Source organism: Paenibacillus daejeonensis DSM 15491, assembly GCF_000378385.1.
Classification (GTDB): domain Bacteria; phylum Bacillota; class Bacilli; order Paenibacillales; family Paenibacillaceae; genus Paenibacillus_D; species Paenibacillus_D daejeonensis.
In genome coordinates this window covers 340,827-363,909 of record NZ_KB899659.1, presented here as the reverse complement: position 1 = coordinate 363,909, position 23,083 = coordinate 340,827, and the positions used below count along the sequence as shown (strand labels likewise).

At 52.4% G+C, this 23,083-nt stretch carries 23 protein-coding genes; 16 read left to right on the top strand and 7 right to left on the bottom strand.

What is annotated here, in order from left to right; all coding sequences use genetic code 11:
- The first annotated feature begins 199 nt into the window (after positions 1-199).
- Positions 200-436, top strand: a complete 237-nt coding sequence (locus tag F556_RS0101640) for a hypothetical protein (RefSeq protein WP_020615140.1) — start codon at positions 200-202, stop codon at positions 434-436.
- Between the two features lie 246 nt (positions 437-682).
- On the opposite strand, the gene F556_RS0101635 is transcribed toward F556_RS0101640, so the two are convergent.
- Positions 683-898, bottom strand: a complete 216-nt coding sequence (locus F556_RS0101635; protein ID WP_020615139.1) for a hypothetical protein — start codon at positions 896-898, stop codon at positions 683-685.
- A 122-nt stretch (positions 899-1,020) separates the two neighbouring features.
- Here F556_RS0101635 and F556_RS0101630 point away from each other — a divergent pair, with 122 nt between their 5' ends.
- The 4 genes from F556_RS0101630 to F556_RS0101615 all read left to right on the top strand — a co-directional run bounded on the left by F556_RS0101630 (position 1,021) and on the right by F556_RS0101615 (position 4,415).
- Positions 1,021-1,356 (top strand): metal-sensitive transcriptional regulator, encoded by a 336-nt coding sequence (locus tag F556_RS0101630; RefSeq protein ID WP_020615138.1) that lies wholly within the window; start codon positions 1,021-1,023, stop codon positions 1,354-1,356.
- 120 nt (positions 1,357-1,476) lie between these two features.
- A complete protein-coding gene (locus tag F556_RS0101625) occupies positions 1,477-2,976 on the top strand; it encodes an IMP dehydrogenase (RefSeq protein ID WP_020615137.1) in 1,500 nt (499 codons plus the stop codon).
- 228 nt (positions 2,977-3,204) lie between these two features.
- Complete coding sequence (rnz, locus tag F556_RS0101620) at positions 3,205-4,152, top strand: ribonuclease Z (protein WP_020615136.1); 948 nt, start codon at positions 3,205-3,207, stop codon at positions 4,150-4,152.
- Between the two features lie 2 nt (positions 4,153-4,154).
- Positions 4,155-4,415, top strand: a complete 261-nt coding sequence (locus F556_RS0101615; RefSeq protein ID WP_020615135.1) for a YqkE family protein — start codon at positions 4,155-4,157, stop codon at positions 4,413-4,415.
- Positions 4,416-4,737: 322 nt separating this feature from the next.
- Here F556_RS0101615 and F556_RS37555 read toward each other — a convergent pair whose 3' ends face one another.
- Together F556_RS37555 and F556_RS0101605 are read right to left on the bottom strand one after the other, a co-directional pair.
- Complete coding sequence (locus tag F556_RS37555; RefSeq protein WP_020615134.1) at positions 4,738-4,896, bottom strand: hypothetical protein; 159 nt, start codon at positions 4,894-4,896, stop codon at positions 4,738-4,740.
- Positions 4,897-4,942: 46 nt separating this feature from the next.
- A complete protein-coding gene (locus tag F556_RS0101605) occupies positions 4,943-5,614 on the bottom strand; it encodes a hypothetical protein (RefSeq protein WP_020615133.1) in 672 nt (223 codons plus the stop codon).
- Positions 5,615-5,840: 226 nt separating this feature from the next.
- On the opposite strand from F556_RS0101605, the gene F556_RS0101600 reads away from it, so the two are divergent.
- The 4 genes from F556_RS0101600 to F556_RS0101585 all read left to right on the top strand — a co-directional run bounded on the left by F556_RS0101600 (position 5,841) and on the right by F556_RS0101585 (position 12,251).
- Complete coding sequence (locus F556_RS0101600) at positions 5,841-7,781, top strand: ATP-dependent DNA helicase (RefSeq protein ID WP_026297039.1); 1,941 nt, start codon at positions 5,841-5,843, stop codon at positions 7,779-7,781.
- A 259-nt stretch (positions 7,782-8,040) separates the two neighbouring features.
- On the top strand, positions 8,041-8,979 hold the full coding sequence (locus tag F556_RS0101595; RefSeq protein WP_020615131.1) for a hypothetical protein: 939 nt from the start codon (positions 8,041-8,043) through the stop codon (positions 8,977-8,979).
- Between the two features lie 411 nt (positions 8,980-9,390).
- Complete coding sequence (locus F556_RS0101590; protein WP_425414001.1) at positions 9,391-9,777, top strand: BlaI/MecI/CopY family transcriptional regulator; 387 nt, start codon at positions 9,391-9,393, stop codon at positions 9,775-9,777.
- Complete coding sequence (locus tag F556_RS0101585; protein ID WP_020615129.1) at positions 9,774-12,251, top strand: DUF4850 domain-containing protein; 2,478 nt, start codon at positions 9,774-9,776, stop codon at positions 12,249-12,251. The genes F556_RS0101590 and F556_RS0101585 overlap by 4 nt, the downstream gene beginning before the upstream one ends.
- 8 nt (positions 12,252-12,259) lie before the next feature.
- On the opposite strand, the gene F556_RS0101580 is transcribed toward F556_RS0101585, so the two are convergent.
- Positions 12,260-12,901, bottom strand: a complete 642-nt coding sequence (locus F556_RS0101580; protein ID WP_020615128.1) for a metal-dependent hydrolase — start codon at positions 12,899-12,901, stop codon at positions 12,260-12,262.
- Positions 12,898-13,200, bottom strand: a complete 303-nt coding sequence (locus F556_RS33065) for a hypothetical protein (RefSeq protein ID WP_020615127.1) — start codon at positions 13,198-13,200, stop codon at positions 12,898-12,900. Before F556_RS33065 ends, F556_RS0101580 begins: the two co-directional genes overlap by 4 nt.
- 114 nt (positions 13,201-13,314) lie before the next feature.
- On the opposite strand from F556_RS33065, the gene F556_RS0101570 reads away from it, so the two are divergent.
- From F556_RS0101570 to F556_RS33060, 5 genes are all read left to right on the top strand, one after another.
- Complete coding sequence (locus F556_RS0101570) at positions 13,315-13,608, top strand: DUF6509 family protein (protein WP_020615126.1); 294 nt, start codon at positions 13,315-13,317, stop codon at positions 13,606-13,608.
- Positions 13,609-13,747: 139 nt separating this feature from the next.
- Complete coding sequence (locus F556_RS0101565; protein WP_020615125.1) at positions 13,748-14,680, top strand: manganese-dependent inorganic pyrophosphatase; 933 nt, start codon at positions 13,748-13,750, stop codon at positions 14,678-14,680.
- Positions 14,681-14,857: 177 nt separating this feature from the next.
- Complete coding sequence (locus tag F556_RS0101560; protein WP_020615124.1) at positions 14,858-15,130, top strand: hypothetical protein; 273 nt, start codon at positions 14,858-14,860, stop codon at positions 15,128-15,130.
- 229 nt (positions 15,131-15,359) lie between these two features.
- Complete coding sequence (locus F556_RS0101555; RefSeq protein ID WP_020615123.1) at positions 15,360-16,937, top strand: family 10 glycosylhydrolase; 1,578 nt, start codon at positions 15,360-15,362, stop codon at positions 16,935-16,937.
- A gap of 343 nt (positions 16,938-17,280) precedes the next feature.
- On the top strand, positions 17,281-19,239 hold the full coding sequence (locus F556_RS33060) for a stalk domain-containing protein (RefSeq protein WP_020615122.1): 1,959 nt from the start codon (positions 17,281-17,283) through the stop codon (positions 19,237-19,239).
- A 66-nt stretch (positions 19,240-19,305) separates the two neighbouring features.
- Here F556_RS33060 and F556_RS0101545 read toward each other — a convergent pair whose 3' ends face one another.
- Positions 19,306-20,766: an MDR family MFS transporter gene (locus F556_RS0101545; RefSeq protein ID WP_425414000.1), complete on the bottom strand. Its 1,461-nt coding sequence runs from the start codon at positions 20,764-20,766 to the stop codon at positions 19,306-19,308.
- Positions 20,767-20,904: 138 nt separating this feature from the next.
- Between F556_RS0101545 and F556_RS0101540 the strand changes: the two genes are divergently transcribed.
- Positions 20,905-21,369, top strand: a complete 465-nt coding sequence (locus F556_RS0101540) for a MarR family winged helix-turn-helix transcriptional regulator (protein WP_020615120.1) — start codon at positions 20,905-20,907, stop codon at positions 21,367-21,369.
- Between the two features lie 65 nt (positions 21,370-21,434).
- Positions 21,435-22,193, top strand: a complete 759-nt coding sequence (locus tag F556_RS0101535) for a DUF3891 family protein (protein ID WP_020615119.1) — start codon at positions 21,435-21,437, stop codon at positions 22,191-22,193.
- 8 nt (positions 22,194-22,201) lie between these two features.
- On the opposite strand, the gene F556_RS0101530 is transcribed toward F556_RS0101535, so the two are convergent.
- Positions 22,202-23,074 (bottom strand): undecaprenyl-diphosphate phosphatase, encoded by an 873-nt coding sequence (locus tag F556_RS0101530; RefSeq protein ID WP_020615118.1) that lies wholly within the window; start codon positions 23,072-23,074, stop codon positions 22,202-22,204.
- Positions 23,075-23,083 lie beyond the last annotated feature (9 nt).

The window sequence follows — 23,083 nt, the reverse complement described above, 5'->3', positions numbered from 1 at the left end:
ACGAAGAACAAATCATCAGGCATGACGGGGGAAATTAGGGTTTATTAGATTAAGATGAGAATACTCTCATATTTGATTCAAATCATTAAGAGCCTTCTCAGAACCGGGGGAAGGCTCTTAATGTATAGGTTTTCGATTAGGTACTGTACGAGATGGTTAATGGCAACTAAGACGCCAAGCCGTCTGGGAGGTGAAGACGATGAACGAGTGGGAAAAAGTGCAGGAAGATAAGCAGCAGGCTAACAATCGCGATCATCCCGAACAATACCCGACGGAGAAAGAAAGCCAGCTCGACAAGTTCGTCAGCCAGCGAAACGTTGATCCGGTGCCGATGGAGGACCTGAAGCTGGAGATGGAAGAAGAAAAGCGCAAGACGGAAACGAAGCATCGTTCCTCAAGCGCCAATAAGTACAAGCCCTATGATGTGGATGAATAAGGATAGACCTATAAGAAGCCATAAGAGACGCCTCCTACCCTAGGGTTGAAGGCGTCTCTTTGTTATCTACCTACTTAATCAGGATGCCCAAATAGCCGAAGAGGCACGGAATCGAATCTGGAGAAGCGAAGCGTTCGCCTTTGTCCCCGGATTTCAACCGCTACAGCGGTTAATAATCAAGAAATCTGGGGACAACAGCGATCGGAAGATCGATCCGTGACCGAAGGCATTATTGTGGACATCCAGTTACCGGTTTCGAATCTCATAAAATTCGCAGGCGTCACGTTCATGATAGGCAATGTCGCTGACACTGCTCTGGGTGACGATCAACCGGTCGTCATAGCGGACGATTACAGCCCTCGCTTCAATCATCTGATCATCCTTGAACACCCGGATGCTCTTGCCGTTCTCCAGTGCTTCGGCAAAATCGGCTTCAGAATCCAGCCTTCGTACTTGTGACATCAGTCAACACCTGCCTGTTCTATATAAATTGGATAGGTACCATTGTAACACAGGTGTTGCTATAGGAATAGGACGGCGGGGTATGGTATAGTTAATGAAAAACGCTGCGGAGGTCATGTAGGATGAGCAATCAGCCGGAAGAGCTTAATGGGCATGGAGCAGCCTGCCACGTCGACGGAGAACGAAAAAGTCATCATTCCGACAAAGTCAAAAGCAGCCTGACCAACCGGTTGAATCGCATTGAAGGCCAGGTGCGGGGTGTCAAAGGACTGATTGAACGGGATGTGTATTGCGATGATGTGCTCAATCAGATCGCTTCTATTCAATCCGCTCTTAATGGCGTCAGCAAACTCCTATTGGAGCATCACTTGAAGAGCTGTGTCATGGAGCGAATTCAGGATGGAGATCTTGAGGTCGTTCCAGAGCTGCTGACGACGATAAATAAGCTCATGCGTTAGTTTTCAGTCATTTCATGTAATGGAAGAAGGATGACATTGACCTTCAAGTTCAGCGGTGGTAAGATTGATAAAATTTACCTTCCTAAGTATTGAATCTAATTTGAAAGGAATGAAGCGTGCATGGCCAAGTATTATTCGGAACCGTCCCGTACATTTAGTGAATTTTTGTTGATCCCAAGTTTGACAACCAAGGAGTGCACGCCTCAGAATGTGCAGCTCAAAACCCCGTTGGTCAAACACAAACGAGGCGAAGAACCGGCGATTGCGTTGAATATCCCGTTTTCCTCCGCAGTTATGCAGTCGGTATCGGACGACAAGATGGCGGTAGCGCTGGCCCGATGTGGCGGCGTATCTTTTATCTTCGGGTCCCAGTCCGTTGAGGATCAGGCACGTATGGTGAGCAAGGCCAAGGGCTACAAGGCAGGTTTTGTTGTCAGCCGCTCCAATCTCACGCCGCAGCACACGCTGCAGGATGTCCTGGATTTAAAGGAAGAAACGGGCCATTCCACGGTAGCCATTACGGCAGACGGATCGCCAAAGGGCAAGCTGCTCGGCATTGTGACGAGCCGTGATTACCGATTGAGCCGGGACTCGCTGGACAAGCCGGTTGAAACGTTCATGACGCCGGTGGATTCCATGATCTATGGGAAGTCCGGTCTTACACTCTCGGACGCCAACGATCTGATCTGGGAGCACAAGCTCAATTGTCTGCCTATTGTAGATGCCGATGGCAACCTGGATTACCTCGTCTTCCGCAAGGATTACGATGCGCACAAGGAAAACCCGCTGGAGCTGCTTGATCACAACAAAAGCTACGTGGTGGGTGCGGGTATTAATACGAAGGATTATGAAGAGCGTGTTGGTGCGTTGGTCGAGGCCGGCGTAGATATTCTTGTCATTGATTCGTCGGATGGTTACAGCGAATGGCAGCGCGAGACGATTCAATATGTAAAGCAGCATTACAATGTACCCATTGGCGCAGGCAATGTCGTTGACCGGGAAGGATTCCTCTACCTTGTTGAGTCTGGTGCGGATTTCGTCAAGGTCGGAATCGGGGGAGGCTCCATCTGTATTACCCGTGAGCAAAAAGGCATTGGACGCGGACAAGCCTCGTCGGTTATCGAAGTGACGGAAGCAAGAGACCAGTATTATGAAGAGACGGGCATTTACGTTCCGATTTGTTCAGACGGCGGGATCGTTCATGACTATCACATTACATTGGCGCTAGCCATGGGTGCGGATTTTGTCATGATGGGACGCTATTTTGCCCGCTTTGACGAGAGTCCTACGCGCAAGCTGAAGGTAGGCAACAATTTTGTTAAAGAGTTCTGGGGCGAAGGCTCGAACCGGGCACGCAACTGGCAGCGTTATGACTCTGGTGGCAAAAAAGGTCTGATGTTTGAAGAGGGAGTAGACTCCTACGTTCCGTATGCGGGCAGTCTGCGCGAGAACCTGGACCGCACCATCGGCAAGATTAAATCCACGATGTGCAACTGCGGCGTGAAGTCGATCAAGCAACTGCAAGATGAAGCGCGAATCACCCTTGTCTCGGAGACAAGTCTGGTTGAGGGCGGCGCGCATGATGTGATTCTCAAGGAAAACAGCTTGTCCGGGGAATAGGAACAGCTGAGGACTCTATACGGAAGGCGCAGATCTCAGGAGCTGCGTCTTCTTTGCCCTGCTAAAGAGTAAGCGCTTGCCGCTGAAAATTGCAATGAGACTGGCGACAGCGGTACAATAGAAAATGGAGTAACTAAAGTGCAGGGTTTGGGACAAGCGTTGCCACTAATAGATAAGCCTATGCTTCCGGAGTGAGTTTTCCTTCGGAAAACTTTTAGGAGGATGCACATGGAACTCTGGTTTCTCGGAACAGGGGCAGGAAGGCCCGTTAAGGACAGGAATGTGACCTCAATCGCATTACGCATGCCAGAGGACCGCGGCACATTCTGGTTATTTGACAGTGGGGAAGGCTCGCAGCATCAACTCATGAAGTCGCCGCTCAAGCTGAGCCGCCTGGAGTATATATTCATTACACACATGCACGGAGACCATACGTTCGGTCTGCCTGGAATTCTTTGCAGCCGGTCCTTTCTTGGCGGTACGGAGCCACTGAAGTTATTCGGACCCAAGGGACTGCGGGAGTGGGTGGAAAGCACGCTGGCCATGACAGCTTCTCACTTAAGTTATGAGATTGAATATATTGAAGTGTCAGAGGGTCGCATCTACGAGGATGATTCATTTATAGTCGAGGCCGCACCGATGCAGCACAGAGTGCCTTGCTACGGCTATCGGGTGATTGAGAAACCACGTCATGGCCGGTTGAAGGTGGAGCTGTTGAAGGAACTGGGCATCAGGCCGGGACCCGAGTATGGCAGACTCAAGCAAGGAGGGTCGCTCACGCTGCCGGATGGCCGGACCATCCGGTCCGAAGAGGTAACGGAGCCCCAGCTGCCCGGAAGGATCGTTACCATTCTGGGGGATACCAGCCCATGTCCCGGTGTCGGTGTACTGGCTCGCGATGCCGATGTACTGGTTCATGAAGCCACCTTTGTTGCTGACATGACGGACAAGGCCCTGGAGTATGGCCATTCCACTACGCACCAGGCTGCACTGGCCGCTCGGGAGGCTGGAGTGAGGCAGCTGGTGCTGACCCATTTCAGTACGCGCTATGATGATGAAGAAGTCCAGTTCTGTGCTGACGAAGCTGCTCAGCTATTCAGTCCGGTACTGGCGCCCCGAGACCTCACCATGCTGCCGGTGCACAGACGGCCAGCTCAGGATAAGGAGGAGGAATAAGGATGGCCAAAAAGAAAAAGCCTATCACCCCGCAGCGGCAGACGGAACCCAATAGCGGAGCAACATTGAAGGATTTGCTGAGCCCTGAAATGGCCAGCAAGCTCAAAGCGCAGTCGGAAGCCTGGAAGGCCGAGGAAGCAGAGGCACAAGCTGCGAAGCGTCGACAGGCCGAGGAAGAGCGGCAGGCTCGGGAAAAACAACTAGAGCAAAATTTTGAGCATTTATTGAATCACAGCAAGCAGGATTGGCGCAATTTCAAATAATTTCGCCAACGCTTAATTATGAGTACGCCGCTTTCCGAGAGCTATCAAGCACTCTCGGAAAGCGGCGTTTTTGATGTGGTGAATTCTTGTAAGAGCCATGTCATAAATGAAAGACAGCGGCCATATACTGAACGTGTTGAGATGAGAGAATTGATGTGAAAAGGGGATTGAATACCGAACGATGAGCAAAAGCCTGCAAAGAAGTATCGCGTCTATGGAAGTCACCGTTACATGTGCCACTGAAGCCGGAAATCCTCGCCAGGCGCTAGAGCAAGCCTCCCAAAGGCTCAACACCGACAAACTGGAACTTAGGCAGATCCGCCTAGAACAGTCGGGTGGCCAGCCTCTGAATCTGCAGGTCGTGAAGGTTGTAGAGGTCAGCTGGCTTAGCGCCAGGTTTGATGAACACACCAACCGTTATGTGGCGACCGGCTGTATCCGCCTCAGGACCATATCCGATGGAGCGGCGGAGCCCAGTCATCTGTGCGGCTTTCCGTCGAACCTGCCGAGAGAGCTGCCAGTATGGACTATTCCGACGACGAGCGGAGCCGCATTGGTTCGTGTGGCAGGTCTAGGGATAGTCTGGGATGTCCCGAGTGTCCAGCTTCCCGCCTTTGTGTAACTGCCTGGTTTTGAGACTGTCTGGTTCCGCTCCATTGCCAGAGCCTGTCCCAGATTCGCTGCTTCTTGGCAGGGGAAGGGTGGCGCATAGACCTTGGCGTCTCTATGCAGCTCCAGGAGTCTTGTTCAGACGGTGCAGGCGCATATGATACAGGTGAAATTCTTGTCTCCGAGGCTACGGCGATTTGAGCTTGTGCGGGATTCAAGGTAGCTTGTATCAATTCATCTAGTGGCAGATCGTCGGAGAGGGCGGCAGTCATGCTTAACTCGGCTGACGCCTCAGCAGGCTTGAACATAGGCTCTTCGGGCAGCTGCTCCGCTTGGGGCAGCCTTTCTTGAGCCGATAACGAGTCATCGAGCAATATCGATGGCTCGTCTTGCGATTCGACTGGAGCGAGAAGCGCTTCCTCTCCAATCACGTTTGCGACTGGTTCCGTCCGCTCAAGCTGTGCTTCCAACACTTCGATACGTTTCATTAACTGATCATTGAGCTGTTGTTGTTCAACAATGAGGTCGTGCAGCATTTTCATGGACAATCTGGGGGGCTTGACCGGTTGCTTTGCGATATGGGGTGTCATCTTGCGGCCTCCTTGCAATCCAGATTTGGCAGCGGGCTGCCTGTATGTCTATAGCATAGTTGGTTTCACGCGAGGAAGCTGTCGAAGTCCGCTGTCAAAGAGCCTCTATTCCTTGGAGCTGGATGAAACGGCGGGTTCCCATTGTTTTTTGGGGATTCCCATGAGATAATGCCTCTCTAGGAGTGTATCGCCTTAGGAGGCGCACCCGGATGTGGAGGCATGGGAAGTGAAGAAGTACCCTTTTGATTTTGACCCTGCGCAGCCGTACGTGCAGCAAGCCGTGGACTGGATCGCTGATGTATTCTACGAGCAGCTGCCTGCGGCAGGATTCGAGATTCGAGACGAACAAATCTATATGGCCTTTCAATTGGAGCGGGCATTTGCCGAGAAACGGCCGATCTTCGCCGAGGCTGGCGTAGGCACCGGCAAGACGCTCGTCTACCTGCTCTATGCGATTGCCTATGCCCGTTATACGCGTCAGCCGGCAGTTATTGCCTGTGCCGACGAATCGCTGATTGAACAACTGGTCAAGCCACAGGGAGACGTGGCCAAGCTAGCCCGGCATCTTGAGCTCGTTGTGGATGCCAGACTTGGCAAGTCGCCGGATCAGTATCTCTGTCTCGTCAAGCTGCAGCAGGCGGCAGAGAGCGACGACGGGGAGATGTTTGACGACATTTACGAGGAACTGCCTGATTTTGTGCGACAGCCCAAAGCGCTGCAGTCTTTCTTTCCCTATGGCGACCGCAAAGATTACCCGCAGCTGAACGACGAAGCATGGTCCCGGATCAACTGGGATGCGTTTCAGGACTGTTTCGTGTGTGATCAACGGCATCGCTGCGGTCAAACCTTGTCACGGGATCATTATCGCAAAGCCGCGGACCTGATTATTTGTTCACATGATTTCTATATGGAGCATGTCTGGACTTACGAAGGCCGCAAGCGTGAAGGACAGCTGCCGTTATTGCCGGAGCACAGCTCCGTTGTATTCGACGAGGGACATTTGCTCGAGGCGGCTGCACAGAAGGCTCTCACGTACAACCTTAAACACGTCGTGTTTACAGCGATTATCACGCGACTGCTGGATGGACAGGTGCGTGAATCGCTGGCTTTGTTAATCGACGAAGCGATTGAGCAGAGCGACCTGCTCTTTGACGTATTCGCAAGCCGTACGACGGCAATTCCAGGCTCCGAGCGTCTTGCAATTCGAACTGACGAACTGCTGTTGAAGGAGGTCAAGCGGTTTCGGGCGCTGTTATCGGCTATTGAAGAAGAGCTTGTATACGAAAGTGGACTTTATACGCTTAATGAGTATCAATTGCGTATTGTCGAAGAGCATCTCGAAATGCTTCAGAAGGCCTTGCTGCTCTTCGAGCGGCCGGAGCCGCCAATCTGTTGGGGGACGGAAAGCCGGGATGGACTGGCAGTTGCCATTATGCCAAAAGCCGTCAAAGAAGTGCTGCGTGAACGCGTATTTGCTACGCCTAAGCCCGTTGTTTTCTCCTCGGCCACGCTGTCAGCAGAAGGCTCCTTTGATTATGTAGCGGATAGTCTGGGGATGACGGACTATCTGTCCTTCACTGTTGACTCACCGTATGACTACGAGCAGCAGATGGAAGTGCAGATCCCGCGCTGGCAAGAGGGGGGATCATTCCGTGAGAAGCTTAACGACGCGGTCAAAAGGCTGTCGGACGCTGGGGGCCGCACCTTGCTGTTGTTCGCCACCCGGGAAGAGCTGCAGCAATTCAAGCAGGCTATTCCAAGCGAGGCTGGCTGCAGCGGGCTAACCTTTTATTATGAAGGGGATCAGGAAATCAGTACGCTGATCGAGCGTTTCCAGCAGGAGGAGACGAGTTGTCTGTGTGCCGTCAGCCTCTGGGAGGGATTGGATGTGCCTGGCCCAGCATTATCTCAGGTGATCATCTGGTCCTTGCCGTTCCCGCCTCAGGACCCGGTCTACATGGCCAAGCGTCAGAGTGCGGCAGACCCGTTTGCCGAGGTGGATTTGCCCTATATGCTGCTCCGACTCCGGCAAGGCCTGGGCCGTCTCATCCGAAGCCGCGAAGATCGGGGAACCGCAGTCATCTATATGGAGATTCAGTATGAGCTCTCACCGGTATATGACCGCATAGCCGCGATACTGCCAGCAGGGCTTCGCGTGATTAGTTAACAGTCGCTGCGACTAGAGCTAATGAAGCATTAAGTTTTTACCAGTAGGGCGCCATGCTCATCTTCAATCGAGAGGGTGCCTTATTTCGGTTTACCCAGCGATCGGAAGCCCCCTCTTCCACATCGACCATGCCTTGATTATGCCTCGTCCTCAGCATCGAATGAGAGAATGTTAAGACGGATGAGAAATTATTAATCGCCATTATCCCGCAAATTCCGCTAAGATGTGCGAAGAGTTTGGTAATGGAGGGGTAAAAGTGATGGAAAAAAAACGATGCCTGTTCTGCGACGAGGTTGCCTCGGTTGAAACGAAAGGCGCATACGAACGTTATATGGGATGCTTTTGTGCCCCAGAAAGCTATTATCACTTGCACGCCGAGAGCTTTGAGACCCTGAACCGGATGTCCTATCAGGACAAGCGCCGCTTGTTTCCTTTGGTGTCCGGCTACATTCGCGAGCTGACGGACTGTGAAGAGACGGTCTCCTTGAATGCTGACGACGTGCAGGCTATTGAGAATTCCCCACGCATCCCGGTCACAATCGAGGAGAAAGGCGGCCGATTGCTACAATATCTGTACCGGCACGCAGCCGGCCCGGGCGATCCTGTGACGATTCACAAACTGTCGGGGAGCTACAATCTGACCTATTCCAACAATCTGCAGGAACTTGTCTATCTTATTGAGAAGCTCAAAGAGGAAGGCTCCTTGCTGCGTGAGGGCCACTCGTTCCGGTTAACGGAGCAGGGCTGGCGAGAGGCCGTGGATCTGGCTGGCGGACGTAAGCTGAAGCCTTGCAGCGTCCTGCTGCCGGACGACGCGTCGCTGCATGAGGAATGGGCACAACATATTCTGCCCAAGCTGGAGCAGAGTGGTTATCTCCCGGATCTCTTCAATGGCCGAACACCAGAGAAGACAGACCATTCGATTGCACGGGTGGCTGACAGCAAGCTGGTCATCGCAGATATCAGCATTTCTTCGGCCGAAGTGTTCTATGCCGGCGGTTACGCAGCAGGATTGGATATTCCCGTCTTGTGGACAATCCACCGGAGCGTACATGAAGCCATGCCGCTGCATACTCGTAACATCCGACCTTTGATTTGGGACAGCTCGGAGGAGCTGGGCGCCATGCTTCAGCAGCGTCTTGCAGCAGCGGGCGGAGAAACCAACCCGGCGACGATGCAGAACATAGCGAACGGGTAGAATAAATAAGCTTTTCTTTATACGAAGGGCCTCACTTTCACACCAGCGTGGAAAGTAAGGTCTCTTTTTTTTGTCTTTACCAATCCCGGGGTGCTTCTTGATGAGCATAAATGCAAAAATCAGGGTGCCCTCAAAACGGCCGTAGAGGCACGGAATCGAATCTGGAGAAGCGAAGCGTTCGCCTTTGTCCCCGGATTTCACCCCTAATAGGGGTAAAAATCAAAGAAATCTGGGGACAACAGCGATTGGAAGATCGATCCGTGACCGTAGGCTTTCTTTTTCAACAGCCTGAAAAATACAATTAGCAAACAACAGTTATGGCTTAGTTGATTTTTAAAGGGTTGACAGATTTGGACTACAAATGTAGTATTCATAATATAAGTGACTACATATGTAATCAAAGAGGTGAAAATCATGACGGTAATTCCGCGCATCTCCGAAGCGGAGTGGGAAGTGATGAAGGTGATCTGGGCAGAGGCACCCGTTACGGCAAAGGATGTTATTGAGCATTTGGAGGATCAGACCTCCTGGAGTCCAAAGACCGTGCGAACCCTGCTTAGCCGGCTGGTTCAAAAGGAAGTGCTAACGTTCCGGGAGGAGGGCAAAACGTATATTTATGAGCCCCTGTTCACAGAAGAGCAGTGCCTTCGTGCCGAACGCAAATCGTTTCTGGATAAGGTGTATGGTGGAGCACTGAAGCCGATGCTGACCCATTTCCTCTCCGAGCAAAAATTATCAAGACAAGAAATCGACGAGCTTAAAGCGCTATTGGAGCAAAAGGAAGAGGATAAACGATGAGAATAGAAACGGCAGGCCGACTAACGGGTTTGCAAATGAGCAGTTGGCTTGAGGTGGCTTATGATTTGGGAGGTACATGGATTGGCTGGCTGTTTACGACATCCATGCTTGCCTCGATTGTCATCCTGATTATCCTGGGCCTCCAATGGCTGAGCCGGGGGAGACTGCCTAGCGGTTGGCACTATGCCCTGTGGGGAGTGTTAATCGTCCGGCTGTTGCTGCCCTGGTCTCCTGAGAGTTCGATTAGCGCTGAACGGCTGATCCCTGTTCACTTGCAATCCGTAGTCAGTGATCCATCGTCTCCTGTTGCCGATATGAATCCCCCCGTAACGACGCTAGGCAGCGGATGGAATGCTTCAGAGCGTCCAGGAGCATTCGATCCGAGTCCACTTGTGGAAGACGACGTCAGTGTACTAGGCACATTTGAATGGTCGGAAGCTGCTGCACCACCGACCGGAGACACCTCTGACAGGATATCTGCGATAGGACCTGCTTTATGGTTTAGTGTAGTCTGGGCTATCGGTTTTGTTATCTGTGTGTGGCGGTTGCTTGGGCATGTGGTTGGCGCGGCCAGACTGCGCGCCAGAAGCCGCCGGGCGCATGATGCGGCGCTTCAGTCATTGTTGGAAGCAACCGCTCGTCAGATCGGGCTGAGGCGTGTGCCGGATCTGCGGATTTCACAGGAATTGGCTTCGCCGGCTTTGGTAGGCATGATTCGGCCAGTATTGCTCCTTCCCGAGCCCAAGGACTTACAACTCAATGAGGAGGAGTGGCGCTGCATCTTCCTTCATGAGCTAGTGCACTGCAAACGATATGACATGACCGTTAACGGACTGATGTCGCTTCTAACGGCGGTTCATTGGTTTAATCCGTTCATCTGGTATGCGTCCATCCGGATGCGGATCGACCAGGAGCTCGCCTGTGACGCCAGGGCGCTTCATGCCTTGACACGCGGTTCCATTCCCGTATATGGGCATACGATGATCCGAATTATGGAGCACGCACAGCAAGCTGTGCCGGTATCCGTCACCCGGTTTACTGGAGGTTACAAGGAGATTAGACGCAGAATCGAGCAGGTTCGGGCCTTCCGAAGCCCAACTATGGGACGGCGTGCCGTTGGCGCGTTGCTGCTGACAATGACAGCCTTGCTGTCGCTAACTGCGGCGCCTGGTGACAGCGGAGGCTATGCCCAAGAGCCGTTCACCCCGGAGATGGCAGGGCAAGGGGAAGTGACGCTGCAGACCAATGAATTATCGCCAGACACACTTGAGGTGCCTCTGATCGGTATTCGAACGTCGCTCGCGGGCGAGGATGCTTCACTTCGTTATCTGACGCCAGAGTCCGGCGTGCCGCCGGTTACTTTGGAGCAGCTGCCCCGCACGGATGGAAAGCCATGGGCGGCCTTCTGGGCAGCAACGGGATATGGGGACCAGGGTGTATTGCTGCTAGCGCCAAGTGACTGGATTGCTGTAACAGCTCAAGTGAATACAGACGGCTCCATCCTTGTCATGCTTAGAGATCCTGCTAATGCGAGAGCTCAGCTGAGGTATTATGACAGCGGAACCTGCGTTAGCTGCGCCACCCCTCTGATTGCCACCTATTACGAGAATGAATCGTCAGCAGGCACAGCCAGTCAGCTACCCTGGAGCAGCCGTGAATTGGAGGACAGCTTGTTGCGATATCAACTGGAGCCGGCGACCAGGGACGGTTACCCATTGCAAGGGATTGCCTATAGCGACATCGATCATCGAACGTTAGCGGACGGGCAGACCCGGTTTCGGCAATTAACGTTTGAAGGTCCGGCGGAGGAGGCGCAGACCGGCGCCGATATGCTCGAGTATTTTGAAGCGCGCCAGCGGATCGGCGAGTTTCTGTATGTGCCGGACAGCACACCAGTCGCAATGACGGAGGATGGACACGTCAAGCTGTATGGACTTGAGAAGCAGGATGGCATGCATCTGGGCTATCGATTAGACACAGGAGACAATCTGCAAGTATATGACTGGCGAGGACTGATCGGCCCATCCGGTGAGCCACAGTTAATGAAAGCCAATATTGATGGGGAATCCAGAATTGTTGTCATTCCAATGCTAGGGAGAGGGACGGGGATAGCTATCCAGGACGTCCATGTGGTTGATCCACAGTCGATGGATGAGATGGAGGTGGAGGACCCCATCGCGGCAATCAGCCGGTTCATGCATAGCCAGATCACAGGGGACGGTAATCGTACCCTGATTAACTGGACAATTAATGGCGTGCAGGAATCCCTGGTATTGGAGGAAGAGGTCTACCTTCCTAATGAGGAAATCGGGTTCGGCAGTCATGTCTACTATGCCGTCCGTGATGGACGCTTGACTGCCGAACTGGTAGGAACCATCGGCATGAATTATTTTATGGGCAGTTTCCTGCTGGATTATTCGTATGATGGCGAGGGCTATCATGTGGAACGGGTTAGTTATCGTTCAGACAGTTAGGCTGAATACTATAGTTTCCAGGACTTGTTCCAGAGAGGATACAGCAAGCGAACACCCTGGGGCGTTATGATGTCTAGCAGCAGATGCGAGGCGTAGCCCATAATGGCTGTAACGGTCAACCCTGGCAGCAGGAGCTGCTGCTCCAACTCCCAGGCGATCCAGCCCCAAGCGGCGGTAGCCCATAAGGTATGTGTCAGCCCTCTGTGCTTGAGCCAGGGGGCAATGGCTACATAGAGCCCGAAGCCCAGCAGCCAGCCGATCGAGTCGTTCATGCCTGTATAGAAAAGACAAGCACCGATGCCGCTGACGAGCAGATTACGGATGACACCCTGCCTGGCGATCAGCCCCAGCAGCGTCAGGGCTACAGCAGCGGTCACCAGTTCAGGATGGACCAGCCGATCGGATAAGTAGGCAATTAATGCGACGACAATACTGGCAGACCCGGCCCACACGACGAGTCCCCTGAGAAAACGCGAGGCTGCTGTCAGCTTGCGCGTCAGCATGCTTGGTGCATCCAGATCGGGACTAAGCGATGAAAAGGCGGCAACAGACAGATACCAGGCCGCATCCCACGGCTCATAAGCCCCCTGGTAAGCAATGCCTGCGACGCCGACCATCGTGCCAATTGCCAAATGGGTACTCCCTTTCATTGTTGCCCTCCGGCAGCAATGATGGATGAACAATGCTCCGCCAATTGATCATTGCCGAACAGGCCCATTACTGTAAAGAGGAGATCATCTGTAATATCCTGAGCCTGAGCAGGCGGAAGCGTCTGTTGCAGAGCAGCCTCCAGAGCCGCGTTGGCACCCTGCCCGGGATAGGCTTCGCGGTAGACTAGCAGCGGGTCCAGCCCGCGGTTTATACACCACTGGGCGAAGATGACGATCATCATCTCTTCCTCATCCTGATAACGTTCAATGATCTGTTGTTCCCATTCGTTTTGCTTCATGATGATTTCTCCTTTATAGTAGCTTATAGGATCATAGCATCATTCGGTGCAGGCCGCTAGTAGCGGAGGTGCCAGCAGATCCGTTAGTCCATAGTGAACGAAGGAGAAGGATCGATGAGAATAACCGGTCATGAAATTGAGCAAGTGAAGGACCCGTTTGGTATATTGGAAGGCGAAAGGTATGAAGCGCTGCTTACACTGGAGATTGACGAAGAGGATGAGCTCTACAGGGAAGCTGGCGTGAAGATTCGCGTAATTTACAGAAGTGCTGACGGGCAGCCGGGCATTGTTCACTATGAACTGCTAGAGGCTGGCACGGACAAATACCTTGACTTTGAACTTGAAGAGGATGAATTGGCCGAAGTAGCTGCTTACTGTGAGGAGCATTGCCGAACGGAGTCGCAATAAGGGAGAATTTTTTGCGAATTCTTGATTAAAGGCATAGGAATATGATGGATTTAGCGTTATAATCGTACATGGATGAAGCAGAAACGGCCCGTGCGCTGCAATCAGAGGGCCAAATACTAATGAACAAGGAGCCTTTCACATGGAAAAAACATTGATTTTCGGACACAAAAATCCCGATACCGACACAATCTGCTCGGCTATCGCTTATGCAGACTTGAAAACCAAGCTTGGCTTCACGGTTGAAGCGGTACGCTTGGGAGAGGTAAACGGCGAGACCGGCTTTGCTCTGAACAAATTTGGTGCAGAAGCTCCTCGTTTGATTGAATCCGCTGCAGGCGAAACCGGTACCGTCATTTTGGTAGACCATAACGAGCGCCAGCAAAGTGTTAGTGACATTGACAGCGTGCGCGTCCTGGAGGTCATTGACCATCACCGGATTGCCAATTTTGAAACGAGTCATCCTCTGTACTACCGCGCCGAGCCGGTGGGTTGTACTGCAACGATTCTCAACAAAATGTACAAAGAAAACGGCATTGCCATCGAGCCGAATATCGCTGGTCTGATGCTATCCGCCATCATCTCTGATTCCTTGCTCTTCAAATCGCCAACCTGCACGGAGCAAGACGTGGCAGCAGCTCGCGAGCTTGCCGAGATTGCTGGAGTCGAAGCGGAAGCTTATGGCCTGGACATGCTCAAAGCCGGTGCTGACCTGAGCGACAAGACCATCCAGCAGCTGATTACACTTGATGCCAAGGAGTTCACGATGGGCAGCCATAAGGTTGAGATCGCGCAAGTCAATGCGGTAGACGTAAATGATGTTCTCTCTCGCCAGTCAGAGCTGGAAGAGGCCCTGAATAGCATTATCGCGGACAAAGAGCTGGATCTGTTCGTATTGGTCGTAACAGACATTCTGAATAATGATTCTGTTGCGTTGTCGCTTGGACGTGCCGCTCAATCGGTCGAGCAGGCTTATAACGTCAAGCTGGAGAACAACAAAGCGCTTCTTAAAGGCGTGGTATCCCGTAAATCGCAGATCGTACCGGTACTGACCGAAACGCTGAGCAAAGCCTAATCCATCAGCTCTTGGACAACATAGTTTGCTAGTCTGCTTAAAGATAGCCTCTGATTAATAACAGGCCAGAATGCCCTGGGCAATCTGGCCTGTTGGCGTGTTAGGCTTGTCAGGCGTTTGAGCTTCCTCCATCCAAGGTAATAATGGAGAAGGACAACCATAAAGGAGGAAGCCGCCATGACAGAGCTACCCGGAAACCAGCAGAACAACAACCGGCCACCTGAAATCCCTCCGCAGCCTGAGCCGGAGATCAATCCGGACCGGCAGCCGGAACCGGAGATCAGACCCAATACCGACCCGAAGCCCGAAATTAGCCCAGGCCGTCAGCCCGAGCCTGAGATTCGGCCAGATATCCAGCCCGAGCCTGAGATTGCCCCGGAGAAAGTGCCGGAGATCGATCCGGCGATTAACCCGCCTGTTCCTAATCCAGGTGAGCAGGGAACCCGATAAAACCATGCATGAATGAACGATCCCCCGTCAGGTATCCCATTCGGCTGTAGCCGCTCGGGTACGACTGGGGGATTTCGACGTTTTGATAGGTTCAGATGATGAAGAAAGGTCCAAAGGCGAACAAATTGTGACAATTTAGGAGGTTAAAGCAACAAATCGTATCCAGTTGCGTCTATACTGTGACGGTTCCTTAGTTCTCATCACAATACGCCATTGGAGGATTTGTCTGATGAAAGCAACAAAATGGTTTGTCGCGCTGCTAGCTGTTATCTTGTGCATACCAGCGCTAAGTGCGAGTCCGGCCCCCACGTCCGCGGCCGATGTTTCTATTTATCTGGACGGTAAACGAGTGCCCAGCGATGTCTCGCCATACATAGTGCCCCAAGCGGGTGTAACGATGGTGCCGATGCGGGTGATCAGCGAGTCTCTGGGAGCTTATGTCGATTGGCAAGCATCCAGCAAGACAGTCACCATCAGCAAGTCAGGTACTGAAATTATGATGAAGAACGGATCCCGCCAGGTCAGCGTGAATGGCACCACTGTGGCGCTTGATTCACCGGTAACGCTGCGTCAGGGAAGAGTCATGGTGCCGCTGCGGTTTGTAGGGGAGCAGCTGGGATTGACCGTCGTATGGCAGGAGGCTACGCGTTCGGTTCAGTTATATACCGGCACGACGCTGCCAACTCCGGGTCCTGGTGAGCAGACCGAGGAGATGCGGGGAGTCTGGGTATCCACCGTGTTCAATCTCGATTGGCCAACGAGTGGCAGTTACCGCAACCCGTCTGCCCAACAAGCCGAGTACATCAAGCTGCTCGACGACCTGCAAGCCATGGGGATGAACGCCGTATTCGTTCAAGTACGACCGTCGGCAGATGCACTGTATCCTTCGTCGCTTGTGCCTTGGTCGAAATTTTTGACAGGCAAGCAGGGACAGGATCCGGGATACGATCCGCTGGCATTTGCAATCGAAGAAGCGCATAAACGCGGCATGGAATTCCATGCCTGGTTTAACCCGTTCCGGGCGACGACCGATGGCAAGCTGGAGGGGCTGGCCAGTAATCATGTGGCCATGCAGCATCCTGAATGGATCGTTCATTCCAACAACCGTCACTATATCAACCCAGGCATACCTGCTGCAAGACAGCATATCATTGACGCCATCATGGAAGTTGTCAACAACTATGATATTCAAAGCGTCCATCTGGACGACTATTTTTACCCGTCCGGCGGTGTCTTCAATGACGATTTGACGTTCCGTACCTATAATGCCAAGCAGTTGATCAATAAGGCGGAATGGCGTCGAGATAACATCAACACGTTTGTACGGGAATTGGGGCAGGCAGTCAAGGCAGCTAAGCCTGCGGTAGAGTTCGGCATCAGTCCGTTTGGCGTCTGGCGCAATCAGTCGGTTGATCCTAGCGGTTCGGCGACGAGGGCAGGGGTAACGGCATATGACAGTATGTCTGCCGATGTCCGCACATGGATTCGTCAGGGCTGGATCGATTATGTCATCCCGCAGCTCTATTGGAGTATTGGATTCCAGGCTGCAGCGTATGATACGCTTGTTGACTGGTGGACACGCGAAGTGCAAGGCACCCAGGTCGACCTGTATATCGGCCATTCGCCTTACAAGCTGGGGACAGCCGAAGCAGGCTGGAGCTCGGCACAGGAAATTATCAATCAGCTGCGTTACAATGATCGCTATGACGAGGTTCAGGGCTCGGTGTTCTTCAGTGCCAAGGACTTGCGCCGTAATTCGCTTGGCATTGCCGATGCTTTGCGAAGCTACTACAATGCGTCTTCGTAAATGTGTCTTCATAAAATTTCAAAATTTATGATGATTTAACGAAACTTTCCTCCTGTTTTTACGTTTAACTTAAGTGGCCGTCATAAAAGTACGTGTTCAAAAAGTTCACGATTAAGCACCGAGAAGGTTGCGAGAACCTGCAGAAGGAGGAGCGGAGTGTAGGCAAACCTACATGAGCACCTAAGAGTTTCCGCAGGAAACTAGCATCGTAAGCAATACTTTTCAAGCGTGAACGCAAGATTCGACGTCGAGTCCGCTTCCTGATTCTCTTCGTGATCAATTGGGGACTTTTTGAACAACCTCTAAAAAGGGATATCAGTTTATTAGCAGAAGGAGTCGAAGTATGAAATCATTCAAATGGTTATTGGTCATGTCTATGCTCGCCATTCCACTCTCAGGAGCACCCGCACCAGCGACTGCCGAGGGCACGGGAGGCAATCAGCTTCAACTCAAGAAAAACAGCAAGATTATGATTCATAATGGCACTGAGGTGGAGGCCGCACAGCCGATCATCTTCAAGGACGGTGCCTCATTTGCTCCGCTGACGGGATTCGCCAAGGTCTTCGGATTCCAGACCAGCTACATCGCCGAGACCAAGGAATCGATTGCCAGCAATGGTGATATCGAATACCGGTTTGTTCCCGGCAGCGCCATCATCAAGGTGAACGGTGAAGAGGTTAACTCCAGTGGTCCGGTCCACATCCTCAATGGATCATTGATGGTGCCGATCCGCACCTGGTCTGAGCTCTCCGGCGCGACACTGTCGCTTGTTGGGGGAGATATGGTCTTGAAATGGGCACAGGAAGCCTCTGCGGAGTTTGAAGTCCAGCCTGGACGTATCTATGCAGGGGAGACATCCGTGACCTATATTGACAAAGCCGTACATCCCGAAGGATTGGATTTTGTCGACGAGTTGTGGGAAGGCCGCGAGGATATCTTCATGCAACCGGGCCAATACACGATCACTCGTTCCTTGATGGATGAAGCAGGCGTATGGACGGAGCCGTACTCAGTAACCATCCAGGTTGAGCTGCCGAATCAGCCACCGGTTGCAGACTTCACGACAGATAAGACTCAGTACCGAATCGGTGAGAAGATTGTCTATACCGACATGAGTACAGATGATAATGATGATATTGTAGACACCAAATGGACCAACCAGAAGCATGCGTTCTTCGAAGATGGCAATCATCCGGTCACGCTTGAAGTCACGGACGGCGAAGGCCTCAAGCATTCGGTGACCAAAAACATTACAGTAACCACTGAAGTTTTGTACACCAAGGAAGAATTCGGCCGGATTTATACCCAGCCAGGCGATCTCTACGAAACGACGGGTTCAGCGGTACTGGACTACCGCTCCATTGATTTCACGCCAGTGGATCAGCCAGCCCAGATGATTCGCAGCAACTCGCCTGAGACGCTGACAGAGCCGGGCATCGTATATGATGATCAGGTTCGCGGCGACACCCGATTCTTGATCTATAACGACAATGCTGCTGAGCGCAATTTCAAAATCTACGTCCTGGCGACCAACAATAATGCCAGCCGTGTAGACATTGATATTACAGCCTACGGCAAAGGCGGTCCGCACCAATACTCCACCAATGCGGGCAAAATGTCCACTCTGAGATATCTGAACTCGTATGCGGATCCGTCCAAATACGATTCAATGTCTCTTGCTCCAGGCGAGACCAAGGTCGTATTGCCGGAGATGAGCGAGATTGCCATTAAGCCTAAGCAAGTCTTCTCGTCGTACTTTGATGTATCGCATACCGCCAATGTCCGCTACCGTGTCGTCGTCGTAGAGGAGAAGGATAACCCAATTCAGACGCTGTCCAGCCTGCGTAACCTGCCGGTGGACAACAAGCATACACGCGGTACGTTCCAGGCTGCAGACCGTGTCATTGAGCTGAACAAGCTGATGGGAACGGAAGATAGTCGCTTGGTGATCGGCGATGGCAAGATCGACAAGTACCTGTATGGCATCGATGCAATGTCCGGTGATCTGATGTTGAACATCGGCAACTTCGGCGTCATCTACAAACTGGTGCTGCCACGCGTAGCGCCGAATACGATGATTGCACTGAATGCCCGTGGCGGCCACTATACTGGCGGGTTCCTCGTGAACGGCGAGATGGTGGAAGTGACCAAATACAGCATTCTCAAAGACTCCAACCAAGTAGGCGTCCTTCATCGGACTGGCAATACCGAGGAGCGGGTCGAAATTTTGTTCACCCTTGCTTCCGGCAGTAACCTGCCAATCAACATGCTGTTCTTGCCAATTCCTGCGGAGCGTCAATAATCAGCACAGCATACAAAAACCGCCAGTCGGAGGATTCCTCCAGCTGGCGGTTTTCTGTATGACAAGTTATTCTTCAACGGGTGCTGTGGTCCGTTTCACGAATAAGGAGAGCAGGAGAGCAATTCCGGCAAAGACAAGCCCAACCGTAAAGGCTTCCTTCACACCGGTGGTCATGGCGTTAGCCGTGGCAACCGCGAGATCGGTTTCCGTTGTCTCTGCCAGGTAACGGTCTTGCCCGGCCGTCATAATGCTGATGAACAAAGCTACGCCAATGGCTCCGGCAACCTGCTGCAAAGTGTTCAGGATGGCCGTTCCGTGAGGATAATAGCGTCTGGGCAGCTGGTTCAGACCGTTGGTCTGGGTCGGCATCATAATCATCGAGATCGAAACCATGAGCAGCACATGGTACAAAATCAGGGTAGATTGCGTCGTCTCCAGCGTAATCCGGGTAAACATAAACGTGATTACAAGCAGAAGCGCTGCTCCAGGGATGACGAGTACACGCGGGCCAAACTTATCGAAGAGCTTGCCGGTGATCGGCGACAGAAAACCGTTCAATGCGCTGCCTGGCAGGAGCACCAGTCCCGCAGCCAACGTAGTCAGTCCCAATGGACCCTGAAGGTAGATGGGCAGCAGCATCATGGTAGCAAACATACTCATCATGGCAATAACCAGCAGCAAGGTGGAGATAGAGAACATCGGGAATTTAAATGCCCGCAGGTCCAGCATTGGAGTCTCGGAACGCAACTGACGCCAGACGAACAAAATCAGGGCAACGGCGCCGGCAATCATCGAGAGATAGACATCCGGACTGCTGAAGTCTCCGTTCTTGCCCGCGCTGCTGAAGCCAAAGACAATCCCGCCAAAACCGATCGTAGACAGGATGATCGACAGGATGTCGACCTTCGGACGGGTAACAACCGAGACATTCTTAAGAAATATGGCAGCGAAGATTATGGAGAAGATTGCAAACGGCAGCACCAGGTAAAACAGCCACCGCCAGTCAAAGTGCTCCAGAATAAAACCCGAGAGTGTCGGTCCGATCGCCGGTGCGAACATAATGACCAGACCCATACTTCCCATTGCCGCCCCGCGCTTCTCCGGCGGGTAGAGAACAAGAATCGTATTCATCATCACGGGGAGCATGAGACCTGTACCCATGGCTTGAATGATACGGCCTACGAGTAGAACCTCAAACCCTGGTGCTATTGCACAAACCAAGGTGCCTGCAGCGAACAAGCCCATAGCGCCAAGAAACATTTGTCGCGTCGTGAACCACTGCACTAAGAGTGCAGTAACGGGGATCAAGATGCCAACAACCAACAAGTAGCCTGTTGAGAGCCATTGAATCGTTGGATAGCTGACGTTCAGTTCTACCGTCAACGGGAGAAAGGCGATATTCAGCAGCGTTTCATTGAGAATTGAGAAAAATGCGCCGATGATAAGAGAAATGAGAATGGGCAGTCGCTTGATGTTGCCCAAGTCCTGATTCTGCGGAACGGCTGCCGCAGTGGTGGTATTCAAAATGGGATCCTCCTGTCCAAAACTTTTTTTGTCTCTGCTAATTGATTATAAATGTATAACTATTATGAATCAATAGCCTTTTTATTAGGGCTATGTTAAAATTTAAATTAGTTTAGTTGAATCGGAAGGGTGGGGGGTCTAATGAGAAACGAGACGTTGCAGGAGCTGTCGGAGCACTTCATGGTTATTATTCCCCTATTGCAGCGACAGGTATTTGACAAGGTCGCTCTGCCGGATTCGGTGCCCAAGCGCCTGCCGCCGGCCAGCTTTCGCGTGCTTATGCTCGTCTACGAGATGGGTAGTGCGATTGTCTCCGATATTTCGTCGCGATTGAAGATCTCCCGTTCTAATATGTCGCCGCTGCTCGATAAGCTGGAGAAGCATCAGATGATTACTCGTAATGTAAGTGAAAATGACAGGCGCAATGTCTTGATTGAGATCGCACCGGCAGGAGAAGAGCTGTGCCGTTCCTGTCACGATCAGATGTCGCAGCGCTTCAAGGAGATGCTCACGGGGCTGGAGGACCAGGATCTGTCGGAGCTCTCTCATCATATGGCCAAGTTCAAGTCCATATTGATCAAAGCCAGCGGAGAAGACCGTCTGTAGCGGCGGTTTCTATTCTTGGTCGTTGTGTATGCGTATACAAATAGAAGTGTAGCGGAGGGGATATCATGATCGTAAGAACTTATGGCGACGAGATTATTATGACAGAGCAGCATAACCATGCTCTGCTATCAGGCGAACTGGCCAGCCAACTGCGCCATCCTTTATTCGGCGATGAGGCGCGCAGGGACGAGGTGCTGATGGCCGTAAGGCAGCATGACAGGGGGTGGAGGGTGTTGGATGATACGCCGGTCTGGAACGACCGGGATGAGCTTCCTTTTTCGTTCCAGGACTATCCGATGCTCCCGAAGCTGCTGATGTATAAGTCGGGAATTGACGAGGTTGAGGCGATGAGCGGATACGCAGGCTTGTTATGCAGTATGTATTACAGCTCCTTTGAGCCGATCCGCAAGGGTGAGGGACCGGGCACACGCGATTTCTACAAGGCTGAGATGGAGCGACAGGAGCGGCTTTCACGCTGGCTGGGTTACCCCGACCAAGGCATGCTGGCGCATCACTACGGGCTGCTCCAGCTCTGTGACGGGCTGTCTCTCTATGTATGCTTCAATGAGGCGGGGGTGAGCAAAGAAGATGAACATCCGTGGTACCGCGACTCGGTAGGGACCCTTGCAGGGGTTACTTATACGGCGCGCTGGCATGGGAAAGAGGAGATCATCGTTTCCCCCAGCCCCTTCTCCAGAACCTTCAGGGCCACCATACGCTCCAAACGGATTGCCAAGGCCGACCGCGATCGTCTCGGGATCGGGGAAGCGTACAAGCAGGCCCCTTATGTGGAGCAGACGATTGTGTTTCAGGCAACGCCATAGGGTTCGATTCAAAAAATAATAATGGCGGCGACGGCTGCAAGGACAAGTCGATAAATCGCAAAGGGGACCAGCTTGATGCGGTTTATGAGCTTGAGGAAGAAGCGGATCGACAGCAGCGCAAAGATAAACGCACTAATAAAGCCGGCTGCAAAGAATGGCAAATAGTCGAGTGTGAAATACTGCCAGTTCTTCATAAGCGATAGCAGGCTTGCCCCAAACATAATCGGTACAGCCATGATAAAGGTGAAGTCAGCCGCTGCCCGGTGACTCATGCCGAGCAGTACCCCACCGGAGATCGTCGAGCCGGAACGCGAGAAGCCTGGCCACATCGCGATACATTGGAACAAGCCGATCAGCAGAGCTTGCCGGTACGTGATGTGGTCGACGCTTTGCTGGCTGGGCCCTTTAGGGGCAAACCGGTCAGCTGCAATCATGAGCAGTGCGCCTGCTGCCAGCCCGATGATGACCGTCTGGGCCGAGAAGAGATACTCATCGATGTAATCCTCGAAGATAAGTCCAAGCACTGTAGCAGGCAGCAGGCCTACAATGACATGCGTAAGCTTCAAGTGACCTTGCGGTTTGTCAGCGGGATTCAGGCTCGTCCCGTTGGTGCGAAGGGGCTGTGGTTTGGATCTAACCAAGCGCTTCAACCCGAGCAAATCAATGAAGCGCTGGCGGAACACGATGACGACTGCCATGACCGAAGCAAGCTGAATAACAACCTTGAAGGTATTGGCCACATACTTGGTCAGCACTTCTTCTGAACGCAGCCACATATCATCAATCAGTATCATATGACCTGTCGAAGAGACGGGGGCGAATTCGGTTAATCCCTCTACAATTCCCAGCAATACAGCCTTCAGTATATCCACGAAATCCATCTTCTCCGA